Annotated in this window: 14 protein-coding genes and 1 pseudogene; 13 read left to right on the forward strand and 2 right to left on the reverse strand. The window is 70.9% G+C overall.

Going from position 1 to position 12564, the window contains the following annotated elements:
- Positions 1-3: 3 nt before the first annotated feature.
- The 3 genes and pseudogenes from ACF09J_RS20990 to ACF09J_RS21000 all read left to right on the forward strand — a co-directional run.
- Positions 4-1797: a cytochrome c biogenesis protein ResB gene (locus ACF09J_RS20990; protein WP_392306965.1), complete on the forward strand. Its 1794-nt coding sequence runs from the start codon at positions 4-6 to the stop codon at positions 1795-1797.
- A complete protein-coding gene (ccsB, locus tag ACF09J_RS20995) occupies positions 1794-2897 on the forward strand; it encodes a c-type cytochrome biogenesis protein CcsB (protein ID WP_392306966.1) in 1104 nt (367 codons plus the stop codon). The genes ACF09J_RS20990 and ccsB overlap by 4 nt, the downstream gene beginning before the upstream one ends.
- A gap of 25 nt (positions 2898-2922) precedes the next feature.
- Positions 2923-3315: pseudogene (locus tag ACF09J_RS21000) on the forward strand (SRPBCC domain-containing protein); the annotation flags it as partial.
- Here ACF09J_RS21000 and ACF09J_RS21005 read toward each other — a convergent pair.
- The gene (locus ACF09J_RS21005) at positions 3236-3760 is read right to left on the reverse strand and encodes a nucleoside deaminase (RefSeq protein ID WP_392306967.1); all 525 of its coding nucleotides are present in this window, start codon (positions 3758-3760) and stop codon (positions 3236-3238) included. The pseudogene ACF09J_RS21000 and the gene ACF09J_RS21005 overlap by 80 nt on opposite strands.
- A gap of 136 nt (positions 3761-3896) precedes the next feature.
- Here ACF09J_RS21005 and ACF09J_RS21010 point away from each other — a divergent pair, with 136 nt between their 5' ends.
- Complete coding sequence (locus ACF09J_RS21010) at positions 3897-4664, forward strand: CDP-alcohol phosphatidyltransferase family protein (RefSeq protein ID WP_392306968.1); 768 nt, start codon at positions 3897-3899, stop codon at positions 4662-4664.
- 163 nt (positions 4665-4827) lie between these two features.
- Here ACF09J_RS21010 and ACF09J_RS21015 read toward each other — a convergent pair whose 3' ends face one another.
- Complete coding sequence (locus ACF09J_RS21015; RefSeq protein ID WP_392306969.1) at positions 4828-5217, reverse strand: PLD nuclease N-terminal domain-containing protein; 390 nt, start codon at positions 5215-5217, stop codon at positions 4828-4830.
- An 87-nt stretch (positions 5218-5304) separates the two neighbouring features.
- On the opposite strand from ACF09J_RS21015, the gene ACF09J_RS21020 reads away from it, so the two are divergent.
- From ACF09J_RS21020 to ACF09J_RS21060, 9 genes are all read left to right on the forward strand, one after another.
- Positions 5305-6762, forward strand: a complete 1458-nt coding sequence (locus tag ACF09J_RS21020; protein WP_392306970.1) for a menaquinone biosynthesis decarboxylase — start codon at positions 5305-5307, stop codon at positions 6760-6762.
- Positions 6759-7661 (forward strand): menaquinone biosynthesis prenyltransferase MqnP, encoded by a 903-nt coding sequence (gene mqnP, locus ACF09J_RS21025; protein ID WP_392306971.1) that lies wholly within the window; start codon positions 6759-6761, stop codon positions 7659-7661. Before ACF09J_RS21020 ends, mqnP begins: the two co-directional genes overlap by 4 nt.
- Before the next feature lie 45 nt (positions 7662-7706).
- On the forward strand, positions 7707-8378 hold the full coding sequence (locus ACF09J_RS21030) for a UbiX family flavin prenyltransferase (protein ID WP_392306972.1): 672 nt from the start codon (positions 7707-7709) through the stop codon (positions 8376-8378).
- A gap of 100 nt (positions 8379-8478) precedes the next feature.
- Entirely contained in the window at positions 8479-8934 is a 456-nt protein-coding gene (locus ACF09J_RS21035; RefSeq protein ID WP_392306973.1) for an Lrp/AsnC family transcriptional regulator, read from the forward strand.
- A gap of 47 nt (positions 8935-8981) precedes the next feature.
- Positions 8982-10145, forward strand: coding sequence for an aminofutalosine synthase MqnE (gene mqnE, locus ACF09J_RS21040; protein ID WP_392306974.1), 1164 nt, complete (start codon positions 8982-8984; stop codon positions 10143-10145).
- A gap of 56 nt (positions 10146-10201) precedes the next feature.
- Complete coding sequence (locus tag ACF09J_RS21045; RefSeq protein WP_392306975.1) at positions 10202-10849, forward strand: UdgX family uracil-DNA binding protein; 648 nt, start codon at positions 10202-10204, stop codon at positions 10847-10849.
- A 16-nt stretch (positions 10850-10865) separates the two neighbouring features.
- Entirely contained in the window at positions 10866-11390 is a 525-nt protein-coding gene (locus ACF09J_RS21050) for a GNAT family N-acetyltransferase (protein WP_392306976.1), read from the forward strand.
- 102 nt (positions 11391-11492) lie between these two features.
- Positions 11493-11819, forward strand: a complete 327-nt coding sequence (locus tag ACF09J_RS21055) for a DUF4229 domain-containing protein (RefSeq protein WP_392306977.1) — start codon at positions 11493-11495, stop codon at positions 11817-11819.
- 68 nt (positions 11820-11887) lie between these two features.
- On the forward strand, positions 11888-12544 hold the full coding sequence (locus tag ACF09J_RS21060) for a TetR/AcrR family transcriptional regulator (RefSeq protein ID WP_392306978.1): 657 nt from the start codon (positions 11888-11890) through the stop codon (positions 12542-12544).
- Positions 12545-12564: the final 20 nt, after the last annotated feature.

Here is a 12564-nt window from a genome sequence, read left to right on the forward strand (position 1 = left end):
TCCATGAGCAAGACGCCAACCAGTACGACGGCCGACGAGACCCCGGCGGCGGTGCCACCCGGCGACGACGACCTCGGAGCCGCCGGCTCCCAGCTCTCCACCGCCCCCACCGAGACGGCCGTCCCCGGCTCCTTCGGCGGCAACCGGACGCCAGGACCGGCCGGCCGGCTCGCCTGGACCGGGCGGGAGGTCCTCGGCTGGATCCGCTGGTTCTGGCGGCAGCTCACCTCCATGCGCGTCGCGCTGATGCTGCTGTTCCTGCTCTCCCTCGGCGCCGTCCCCGGTTCGCTGATCCCGCAGAGCGGCACCGACGCGCTGAAGGTCGACGCCTTCCGGAAGGCGCACACGACGCTCGCGCCCCTCTACGACAAGCTCGGCCTGTTCCACGTCTACAGCTCGGTGTGGTTCTCCGCGATCTACATCCTGCTGTTCGTCTCCCTCATCGGCTGCATCGTGCCGCGCACCTGGCAGTTCGTCGGCCAGCTCCGCGGCCGGCCGCCGGGCGCCCCCAAGCGGCTGACCCGGCTGCCCGCGTACACCACCTGGCGCACCGCCTCCTCCCCGGAGGAGGTCCGCGAGGCCGCGCTGAGGATCCTCAAGCAGCGCCGCTTCCGCGCCCACCTCGCCGATGACGCCGTCGCCGCCGAGAAGGGCTATCTGCGCGAGGCAGGCAACCTCGTCTTCCACATCGCGCTGATCGTGATGCTGATCGCCTTCGCCTGGGGCCAGTTGTACAAGACCGAGGGCAACAAGCTGATCGTCGAGGGCGACGGCTTCTCCAACACCCTCACCCAGTACGACGACTTCAAGTCCGGCAACCTCTTCAACGACGACGACCTGGTGCCGTTCAGCTTCAACCTGAAGAAGTTCACCGGCACCTACGAGCGCACTGGCCCGCAGAAGGGCACGCCGCGCGTGTACCGGGCGGACATCAACTACAGCCTGGGCGCCGGCGGCAAGGAGCGGAAGGCGAGCATCTCGCCCAACCACCCGCTGACCGTCGACGACGCCCGGGTCTACCTCGTCAGCCACGGCTACGCCCCCACCGTCACCGTCCGGGACGGCAAGGGCCAGGTGGTCTACCACCAGGCCGTGCCGCTGCTGCCGGTCGACTCCAACGTCACCTCGCAGGGCGCGATCAAGGTGCTCGACGGCTACAAGGACCCGCAGGGCAAGTCCGAGCAGCTCGGCTTCTCCGCGTTCTTCGTGCCGACCTTCGCCGGGGCCGGCAAGGGCACGATGTTCTCCCAGTTCCCGGCGCTGGACTTCCCTGTCCTCGCGCTGACCGGCTTCCACGGCGACCTGGGCGTCGACGCGGGCGTGCCGCAGAACGTCTACCAGCTCGACACCAAGAACCCGAACCTCAAGCAGTTCAAGGACGCCAAGGGCAACCCCCTGGCCGCCCGGCTGCTGCCCGGCGAGACCATGACGCTGCCGAACGGCGCCGGCTCCATCACCTTCGACAAGGACGTCAACGAATGGGCCGGCTTCCAGATCGTGCAGCAGCCCGGCACCGGCTGGGCGCTCACCGGCGCGCTCACCGCCATCGCCGGACTGGCCGGCTCGCTGTTCATCCAGCGGCGCCGCGTCTGGGTGCGCGCCGTACGGGGCGCCGACGGCGCGACCGTCGTCGAGATGGCGGGCCTGGGCCGCAGCGAGTCCGCGAAACTCCCCGAGGAACTCGGCGACCTGGCCGCCCTCGTGCACGACAAGGCGCCCGCGCAGGCCGACGCCGACCCCGACCGGGAGCCGGACGCCGGCACCCCCGTACCCGCCGAAGGGGCTGAGGAGAAGTGACTCTCGCCGCCGCAACAGAGCTCGCCACGGCGACCAACGAGAACCTGGCCAACATCAGCAACACGCTGATCTACTCCGCGATGGCCGTCTACACCCTGGCCTTCTTCGCGTACATCGCCGAATGGCTCTTCGGCAGCCGCAGCAAGGTGGCCCGCACGGCCGCCGCGCTGACCGCCAAGGACGGCGCGGCAAAGGCGCAGGGCCCGGCCGTGACGGTGAAGTCCGCCGGCGGCACCGCCGTGCTGGAGCGCCCCCAGGTGGTCGTACGGTCCGCCGCCGGCGCCCGTGACGTGCCCGACGGGCCCGGCGCGCACGGCGGCGACGAGAAGGGCGACCTGTACGGCCGGATCGCCGTGTCCCTCAGCGTGCTGGGCTTCCTCCTCGCGCTCGGCGGCGTCGTCGCCCGCGCGGCCTCCGTGCAGCGGGCGCCGTGGGGCAACATGTACGAGTTCAACATCACCTTCTCCACGGTCGCGGTCGGCGTCTACCTGCTGCTGCTCGCGCTGAAGAAGAACGTGCGCTGGCTCGGCCTGTTCCTGACCACCACCGTCCTGCTCGACCTCGGCCTCGCGGTCACCGTGCTCTACACGGCGAGCGACCAGCTCGTCCCCGCCCTGCACTCGTACTGGCTGTACATCCACGTCTCCACCGCGATCTTCTGCGGCGCGGTCTTCTACGTCGGCGCGGTCGGCACCCTGCTGTACCTGTTCAAGGACTCCTACGAGAACAAGCTGGCCTCCGGCGGGAAGCCCGGCCGCTTCGCGACCTCCGTCCTGGAGCGGCTGCCGGCCTCGGCATCCCTGGACAAGTTCTCCTATCGCGTCAACGCCGCCGTCTTCCCGCTGTGGACGTTCACGATCATCGCGGGCGCCATCTGGGCCGAGTCCGCCTGGGGCCGCTACTGGGGCTGGGACCCCAAGGAGACCTGGTCCTTCATCACCTGGGTCGCCTACGCCTGCTACCTGCACGCCCGCTCCACGGCCGGCTGGAAGGGCCGCAAGGCCGCCTACATCGCGCTGATCGCGTTCGGCTGCTGGCTGTTCAACTACTACGGCGTGAACATCTTCGTCAGCGGCAAGCACTCGTACTCGGGCGTCTGACCGGCCCCTCGGTGACACTGGTGTCATGACCGGTTCCATCGAACAGGGCACCAGCCGGATCCACGGGAACTCGCACCTGCTCACCTTCCTGGTGCGGCTCACCGGGCCCATGGAGCGGGTCTGGCCGGAGCTGACCACCCCGGAGGGCCTCGCGCGCTGGTTCACCGGCGCCGACGAACTGGAACCCCGGCTCGGCGGCGCGGTGGGCCTGCGCGGCCTCGGCAGCGGGCGGGTCACCGCGTGGGACGTGGAGCGGGTCGCCGAGTACACCCTGGAGGGCGGCGGCCGCATCCGCTTCCACCTGGAGCGCGACGGCGCGGACGGCACCGTGCTGCGCTTCACCCACGAGTTCCTGGGGGAGACGGAGTCGGAGCAGCGCTGGCGGGCCCGCTTCGAACGCCTGATCGAGGTGGTGGCGCGCCGATGTCCTCGTTCCACAGGTCCGGATGCTTCCCGATGAAGTCCCGCATCAACGCGACGCACTCCGCGTCGTCCAGCACCACGACCTCCACGCCGTGCTCCGCGAGCCAGTGGTGCCCGCCGTGGAACGTGACCGCCTCACCGATCACCACCCGTGAGATACCGAACTGACGGACCAGGCCGCTGCAGTACCAGCAGGGCGAGAGGGTCGTGACCATCGTCGTACCGCGGTAGGAGCGCTGCCGTCCCGCGGCGCGGAACGCCGCCGTCTCCGCGTGCGTCGACGGGTCGTCGTCCTGGACGCGGCGGTTGCGGCCGCGGCCGAGCAGGGTGCCGTCGGCTCCGTGGAGCGCGGCGCCGATCGGGATGCCGCCCTCCGCCAGCCCGGCGCGGGCCTCCGCGAGGGCGGTGGCGAGCCATGAACGTGCCTGTTCCTGGTCCATGGCCTCACTGTGCCGACCCGCGTCCCGTACGGCAACGGCCCGCGCCCGCCCCCCGAAACCGCTCGCGCCGCACTCTGTACCCTGACCCGATCATCGCCGCATGTGCGGCAGTTGGGCCCGGCGGGAGGAAACGGTCATGGGTGCTGCTCCGGTACTGGAGGAGCTGCGGGAGGTCTGCCAGCCGCAGGCGAAACTGGCGAGCCGCAACGGCGAGCACTGGGCGGGCCGCCTGTACATGCGGAGGGTCTCGCTGCGGTTCACCCGGCAGCTGGTGCGCACCCCGGTGACCCCGGACCAGCTCACGTGGACCATGGTGGTGTGCGGGATCGCCTCCGGTGCCGCGCTGCTGATACCGGGCCTGACCGGGGCCGTTCTGGCCGTCGTGCTGATGCAGCTCTTCCTTCTCTTCGACTGCGTGGACGGCGAGGTCGCCCGCTGGAAGGGCCAGAACAGCGCGTCCGGCATCTACGTCGACCGGCTCGGCGCCTATCTCGCGGACGCCGCCCTGATGGTGGGCGCCGGCTTCCACGCGGCCCGGTCCGGCTTCGGCGGCTGGGTGTCGCTGGGCCTGGCGACCGCCCTCGGCGTGGTCCTGCTGAAGGCGTCCACCGACCTGGTCGACGTGGCCCGGGCCCGGCGCGGGCTGGCCGTCGCCGACGACGAGTCGACCCGGCCGCGCTCGCAGGGCGTGGCCACGGTGCGCCGGCTGGTCGCCGCGTTCAAGATCCACCGGGTGACCAACGGCATCGAGGCGTCCCTGCTCCTGCTGGCCGCCGCCATCGGCGACACCGTCACCGGCGGCGCCGACGTCACCCGCTGGGCGCTGATCGCGCTGGCCGCCATCACCTGGGTGATGGTCCCGGCCCACCTGCTGTCGATCCTGTCGTCGTCCCGGCTGCGCTAGCACGGGCCCACGGGCCCACCATGCTCCGGAACGCGCCGCACCGGCTGACTGCCGCCGGACCGCCGGGTGGCGGGGCGTGCGTGCCCGGTGCGGCGGCCGGCGCTTCCGGGGCCGGGCCGGCAACGGCGCGGCCGGACCCGAGTGCCGGGCCGCCGGGCGTCGCTCAGCTGCTCTTCGGCTCCTCGCCGTTCTCCTTGCGGCGCAGTTCCTCCTCGCGGCGGCGGAGGTCGGCCTCCCAGTTCTTCAGCAGGTCCTCGTCCTTCTTGTTCTCCTCGGCGAGGGACTTGAGGAACGCGGGGTTGTCGTCCGGGGCGACGTAGTCGAGCCGCTGGTTGCGGTGCCACTCCGAGGGCGTGCGGCCGTTCGCCGGAGGGCGGCGGTCCTTGCCCGCGGCGAGCCAGACGATCGGGCCGACGACCCAGAAGAGCAGGATGATGAAGACCCAGGCGACCTTGGGAAGGTGCTTGGCCTCGTCCTCCGGCGTGTTCAGACAGTCGATGAACGCGAAGATCGTCAGTGCCAGCGGCACGACGTAAAGCAGCACCCTGAGCATGTCGGACAGCCCCCTGGAAAGCGGTGGAGGGGCCCTGCACCGGCCCCGTGACGGGGCCAGGGTAGCCGCTCGGGGATACTGGACCCCATGGCGTACGACGATCTTCGTTCCCTGCTCAGGGCGCTGGAGCGCGAGGGAGACCTCAAGCGCATCAAGGCCGAGGTCGACCCGTATCTGGAGGTCGGTGAGATCGTCGACCGGGTGCAGAAGTCGGGCGGCCCCGCGCTGCTCTTCGAGAACGTGCGCGGCTCCGCCATGCCGCTGGCCATGAACGTCTTCGGGACCGACCGGCGGCTGCTGAAGGCCCTCGGCCTGAAGTCGTACGGCGAGGTCTCCGACAAGATCGGCGGGCTGCTGCGGCCCGAGCTGCCGCACGGCTTCGTCGGCGTGCGCGAGGCGTTCGGCAAGCTCGGCGCGATGGCGCACGTACCGCCGAAGAAGGTGAAGTCCGACAGCGCGCCCGTGCAGGAGGTCGTCCTGCGCGGCGACGACGTCGACCTCGACGCCCTGCCGGCCCTCTTCACCTGGCCCCAGGACGGCGGCTCCTTCTTCAACCTGGGGCTCACCCACACCAAGGACCCGGAGAGCGGCATCCGCAACCTCGGGCTGTACCGCCTCCAGCGCCACGACAAGCGCACCATCGGCATGCACTGGCAGATCCACAAGGACAGCCGCAACCACTACCAGGTCGCTGCCCGGCGCGGCGAGCGGCTGCCGGTCGCGATCGCCTTCGGCTGCCCCCCGGCCGTCACCTACGCCTCGACCGCCCCCCTGCCCGGCGACATCGACGAGTACCTGTTCGCCGGGTTCGTCGCCGGCCGGCGGATCGAGATGGTCGACTGCAAGACCGTCCCGCTCCAGGTCCCGGCGAACGCCGAGGTCGTCCTGGAGGGCTGGCTGGAGCCCGGCGAGATGCTGCCCGAGGGGCCCTTCGGCGACCACACCGGCTTCTACACCCCGCAGGAGCCGTTCCCGGCGCTGACCATCGACTGCGTGACGATGCGCCGACGGCCCCTGCTCCAGTCGATCGTCGTCGGCCGCCCCCCGACGGAGGACGGGCCACTCGGCCGTGCCACCGAGCGCTTCTTCCTGCCCCTGCTGAAGATCATCGTCCCGGACATCGTGGACTACCACCTGCCCGAGGCGGGCGGCTTCCACAACTGCGCGATCGTCTCGATCGACAAGAAGTACCCCAAGCACGCCCAGAAGGTGATGCACGCCATCTGGGGGGCACACATGATGTCGCTGACCAAGCTGATCGTGGTCGTCGACGCCGACTGCGACGTGCACGATCTGCACGAGGTGGCCTGGCGGGCCCTCGGGAACACGGACTACGCCCGCGACCTCACGGTCGTCGAAGGCCCCGTCGACCACCTCGACCACGCCTCCTACCAGCAGTTCTGGGGCGGCAAGGCGGGCATCGACGCGACGAGGAAGCTGCCCGAGGAGGGCTACACGCGGGACGGCGGGTGGCCGGAGATGGTCCTCTCGGACCCCGATACGGCGGCCCTGGTGGACCGCCGCTGGAAGGAGTACGGCCTGTGAGCTCCGCGTCCGCCGCGATCCCGCAGCCGGGACGCACCAGGGCCTTCCTGCGCCTGGTCATGATCGAGCACTCGATCTTCGCGCTGCCCTTCGCCTACATCGCCTCCCTGACCGCGATGTACGAGTGGGACAGGACCATCCACTGGGGCAGGCTGCTGCTCGTCACGGTGGCGATGGTGGGCCTGCGCACGTTCGCGATGGCCGTCAACCGGATCATCGACCGGGAGATCGACGCCCGTAACCCCCGCACCGCGCAGCGCGAGCTGGTGACGGGCGCGATGTCGGTGCGGCACGCCTGGACGGGCGCGCTCGTCGCGCTCGTCGTCTTCCTCGCGGCCGCCGCCCTGCTCAACCCGCTCTGCCTGGCCCTCGCCCCCGTCGCGGTGGTCCCGATGGTGGTCTACCCCTACGGCAAGCGGTTCACGAACTTCCCGCAGGCCATCCTCGGCCTGGCCCAGGCGATGGGCCCGATCGGCGGCTGGCTGGCGATCTCCGGGACCTGGTCCTGGGACGCGGTGATCCTCGGCCTGGCCGTCGGCGTCTGGATCGGCGGCTTCGACCTCATCTACGCCTGCCAGGACGTGGAGACCGACCGCGAGATCGGCGTGAAGTCGGTCCCGGCCCGCTTCGGCGTCCCCACCGCCATCCGGGGCGCGCGGGTCTGTCACCTCGTCACCACCGCGCTGTTCGTCTGGTACGCGGTCGCCACCGGCGCCGGAGCCTTCTTCTGGCTGGGCCTGGTCGTCGTCGCGGGCGCCTTCGTCTACGAGCACACGATCGTCCGCCCGCACGACCTGTCCCGCCTCAACCGTGCGTTCTTCAGCGTCAACGGGTTCATCGGCATCGCGCTGTTCGTGTGCGCGCTCCTCGATCTGCTGGTGCGCGGTCTCACGGTCTGATCCCTCGCGGTTTGGATCATGAGCGCCGACGGATAGGCTCGTCATATGAAGCCAGGAGAAACGCGGCGGGCACCTTGGATCGTGGGGGTGTCCGGAGCGTCCGGCACGCCGTATGCGGCCGCTGTGCTGCGTGCGCTGTTCGACGCCGGACAGAGCGTCGACCTGGTGGTCAGCCGGGCCTCGCGGCTCACCCTGCTCGACGAGACCGGCATCTCCTTCCGGGACGCCCACTGGCGCGACGACCTGCGCGAATGGCTGTCCCTCGGCGCCGACGGCAAGCCCGGCACGTTCGACGTGGACCTCACGGGAGTACGGCACTGGAGCGCCGGTGACCTGGCCGCCGGACCGTCCTCGGGGTCGTACCCGGCGCAGGGCATGCTGATCGTGCCCGCCTCGACGGCCTGTGTGGCGGGCGTCGCCCTCGGGCTGTCCAAGGACCTGCTGCAACGGGCGGCGAGCGTGACGCTCAAGGAGGGCAGGCCGCTGGTCGTGGCCGTACGGGAGACCCCGCTGAACGGCCAGACGCTGCGGCACCTGGTGACCCTGGACGACGCGGGCGCCACCGTCCTGCCCGCCTCGCCCGCCTTCTACGCCGGAGCGACCCACATCCAGCACCTCGTGGACTTCGTCGCTGGGCGGGCCCTGGACGCGGTGGGCGTACCCCACCGCCTCTACCGTCGCTGGGAGGGCGAACTGGGCGGCTCCCGGCCCGCGTGAGCGCCGTACGGCGCTCTCCAGCAGTACCAGTACCACTCGACACTTCAGGAACTTTCTTCAGATCTCTCGTCGGATCTCTTCAGTGGAAGGCTTCGATCGCATGGACGCGGTGGACAGGCAGCTCATCCAGGCCCTGAGGGAGAACGGCCGGGCCTCTTACGCGGAGTTGGGGCGCCTCGTCGGCCTGTCGGGACCGAGCGTCACCGACCGCATCAACCGGCTGGAGGCGGCCGGTGTCATCACCGGCTACCGCGCCACCGTGGACTCCGCCTCGCTCGGTCTCGGCGTCACCGCCCTGATCGGCATCTCGCTCTCCGACGCCGCCGACCACGAGGACGTGGCGCAGCGGCTGAAGGACCTCTCCGAGATCGAGGACTGCTGGTTCATCGCCGGCGACGACTCCTTCATGCTCAAGGTGCGCGCCTCGGACGTCGACGGACTGGAGAGCATCATCCGGCGGCTGTCCGGAACCAAGGGCGTCTCCCGGACCCGTACCACCATCGTGCTGTCCACGAAGTGGGAGAACCGGGTGGGTGAGCTGCCCGAGGAGGCCTGACCCTCCGGGCGTACGGTGGTCGCAGTCTTCAGGAAAGAGGTAGGGGCATGGACGTCGGGCTCAAGCGCGAGCTGGAGGAGAAGGTCGGGGCGGGTGTCCGCCTGACCCGCGAGGACGGCATCGCGCTGTACGAGTCGGACGACCTGGCGTGGCTCGGCGGCCTCGCCCACGAGGTGCGCACCCGCAAGAACGGCGACGTGGTGCACTTCAACGTCAACCGGCACCTCAACATGACGAACGTGTGCACCGCGTCCTGCGCGTACTGCTCCTTCCAGCGCAAGCCGGGCGAGAAGGACGCGTACACGATGCGCATCGAGGAGGCCGTGAAGCTGGCCAAGGCGATGGAGTCGGACAACCTCACCGAGCTGCACATCGTCAACGGCCTGCACCCGAACCTGCCGTGGCGCTACTACCCGCGCTCCCTGCGCGAGTTGAAGGCCGCGCTGCCGCACGTGTCGCTGAAGGCGTTCACGGCCACCGAGATCCACCACTTCGAGACGATCTCCGGGCTGTCCGCCTCCGAGATCCTCGACGAGCTGATCGACGCCGGTCTTGAGTCCCTCACCGGCGGCGGCGCGGAGATCTTCGACTGGGAGGTCCGGCAGCACATCGTCGACCACCGCACCCACTGGGAGGACTGGTCGCGCATCCACCGCCTGGCGCACGAGAAGGGCCTGAAGACCCCGTGCACCATGCTCTACGGACACATCGAGGAGCCCCGCCACCGCGTGGACCACGTGCTGCGGCTGCGTGAACTCCAGGACGAGACCGGCGGGTTCCAGGTCTTCATCCCGCTGCGCTACCAGCACGACTTCGTCGACATGCAGGACGGCAAGGTCCGCAACCGCCTCCAGGCCCGCACCACCATGGCGACGGGCGCGGAGGCGCTGAAGACCTTCGCCGTCTCGCGGCTGCTCTTCGACAACGTCCCGCACGTCAAGGTGTTCTGGGTGATGCACGGCGTGCAGACCGCCCAGCTCGCGCTCCAGCACGGCGCGGACGACATGGACGGCTCGGTCGTCGAGTACAAGATCACGCACGACGCGGACAACTACGGCACCCCGAACAAGCTGACCCGTGAGGACCTGCTGGACCTGATCCGCGACGCCGGCTTCCGCCCGGTGGAGCGCAACACGCGCTACGAGACCATCCGGGAGTACGACGGCCCGGACCCGGCGCGCCGCGAGTCGCCGCAGCCGATGCGGGTGTGAGTTCGCGGGTTCCGCGCACCTGGTGACGCCACGGGCCGGACGGGTACCCGTCCGGCATGGCCACCACGAAGGCGCCCGAGGACGCCTACACCGCCGCGCCCTTCGTCCCCGAGCACGCGGACCTGGCCGCCCTGCGCGAGGCGGCCGCGGGCTGCCGGGGCTGCCCGCTGCACCGGGACGCCACACAGACCGTGTTCGGCGCCGGGGACACCGGCGCCCGGGTCATGCTCGTCGGCGAGCAGCCCGGGGACCAGGAGGACCGGCGGGGCCGGCCGTTCGTCGGGCCCGCCGGGAAACTCCTCGACCGGGCGCTCGCCGAGGCGGGCATCGACCCGGGGGAGACGTACGTCACCAACGCGGTCAAGCACTTCAAGTTCACCCGGTCCGGGCCAGGCAAGCGCCGTATCCACAAGGCGCCGAGCCTGCGCGAGGCGGTGGCCTGCGGGCCCTGGCTGGCGGCCGAACTCAGGCTGGTGGAGCCCGAGCTGATCGTGGTCCTGGGCGCGACGGCCGGCAAGGCGCTGCTCGGTTCCTCGTTCCGGGTCACCGAGGTGCGCGGGACGGTGCTGGAGGAGGAGATCCACGGGCGACGGGAGCGGCTGGTGCCGACCGTGCACCCCTCGTCCGTGCTGCGCGCGGACGACCTGGGCGCGTACCGGGGGCTGCTCTCCGACCTGAAAGTGGCTGCGCGCGCCCTGGTGTAATAGATACGATCCCCTCGTGCCCCTTACTTTCACCCTTGATCCCGCCGTCGACCCCGCCCTGCGCGACGGCATCCTCGACCTGTGGACCGACGTCACGAACGCCGGCGGGGCGGTCGGCTTCGTGCCGCCCGCGACACGCGAGGAGATACGCCCGGAACTGGTCAGGCAGTTGCTCGCGCTGACCGAGGGCCGCGCCCGGCTGCTGGTCGGCCACGACGAGGAGGGCCGGGTCGCCGCCACCGCCTTCCTGACCTTCAACACCCACCGGCTGATGGCGCACTGGCTCTGGCTCTACACGGTGATGGTGCACCCGCGCCACCAGGGCCGGGGCCATGGACGGGACCTGCTGGCGGCCGCCGCGGACGCGGCCCGCGGCTTCCCGGGCATCGAGGCGATCCGGCTCACCTGCCGCGGCGGGCTCGGCCTGGAGCGGTTCTACGCCTCCTGCGGCTACAAGGAGGTCGGGCGGGTGCCCGACGCGATCCGGCTGGAGCCGGGCGACGACCGGGACGACGTGATCATGCTTCTGCCGCTGACCTGAGGCTTTACCGGTCCTTGGCACCCCCCTGCGTGATCGGGCGTCCGGCGTGCTTCACTGGACGGTGCCCCTTTGGGAACCTTCGGAACGGAAGAGTGGATTGAGATGCTCCGCTACACGCTGATGCGCCTCGGGATCTTCGTGGGCTGCCTCGTGGTCGTCTGGGGCCTCGTCTACTCCGGTGTCGCCCCCCGCGGTCTCGGCAGCTCCAACGGTCTGTGGATCGCCACGCTCGCCCTGGTGATCTCGGCCCCGATCAGCTTCGTCGTCCTGCGCAAGGAGCGGGACCGCGCTTCGGAGCAGGTGTCCCGTCGGGTGGACCGCATGAAGGCGAACCTCGAGGCCAACGCGGGCCAGGAGGACCTCGCCGACGACCGGGCGCGGGCCCAGGCGCAGCCGGCCCGGGAGCGGGCTCAGGGGCAGACGTCCTGACGTCCTGATCCGGTCGGTGCGGCGTCCGCGTGGCCGCCGGGCCGGCGCCCGAACCGTAGGCTTGCCCCATGGGTGCCGTGAGGACCAGGCGGATGCCGCGGGCGGTGCGCGAGCAGCAGATGCTCGACGCCGCCGTCGAGATCTTCGGGCGGCGCGGCTACACGGCCGCGTCGATGGACGAGATCGCCGAACTGGCGGGCGTCTCCAAACCGTTGGTCTACCTGTACCTGAACTCCAAGGAAGACCTCTTCACCGCCTGCATCCGCCGCGAGGCCGCCGCGCTGACCGACGCGGTGCGCGACGGAGTCCGCCCCGGGCTGCCCGCCGACCGTCAACTCTGGGAAGGGCTGCGGGCGTTCTTCACGCACACCGCGCGGCACCCGGAGGGCTGGGCGGTGCTGCACTTACGAGCCCGTACGCACGGCGAGCCGTTCGCGGCCGAGATCGCCGCCGTGCGTGCGGAAATCGTGGCGTTCGTCACCGAGTTGATCATCGTCGCCGCCCGTGAGGCCCACCACGACCCCGCCCTGCCCGAGCGGGAGGTCGCCGGGCTCGCCGAGGCCCTGGTCGGCGCCGCCGAGTCCCTCGCCGCCTGGGCCAACGCCACCCCCGGCGTCACCTCCCGCCAGGCGGCGGCGACCCTGATGAACTTCGCGTGGGCGGGCCTGGGCGACCTCATGCGCAATCGCCCCTGGAGTCCGTCGGCGGAAGCCCGCCCCGCCTGACCCGGCGTGCCGCGAGACCG

Source organism: Streptomyces sp. NPDC014889 (assembly GCF_043081205.1).
GTDB lineage: Bacteria > Actinomycetota > Actinomycetes > Streptomycetales > Streptomycetaceae > Streptomyces.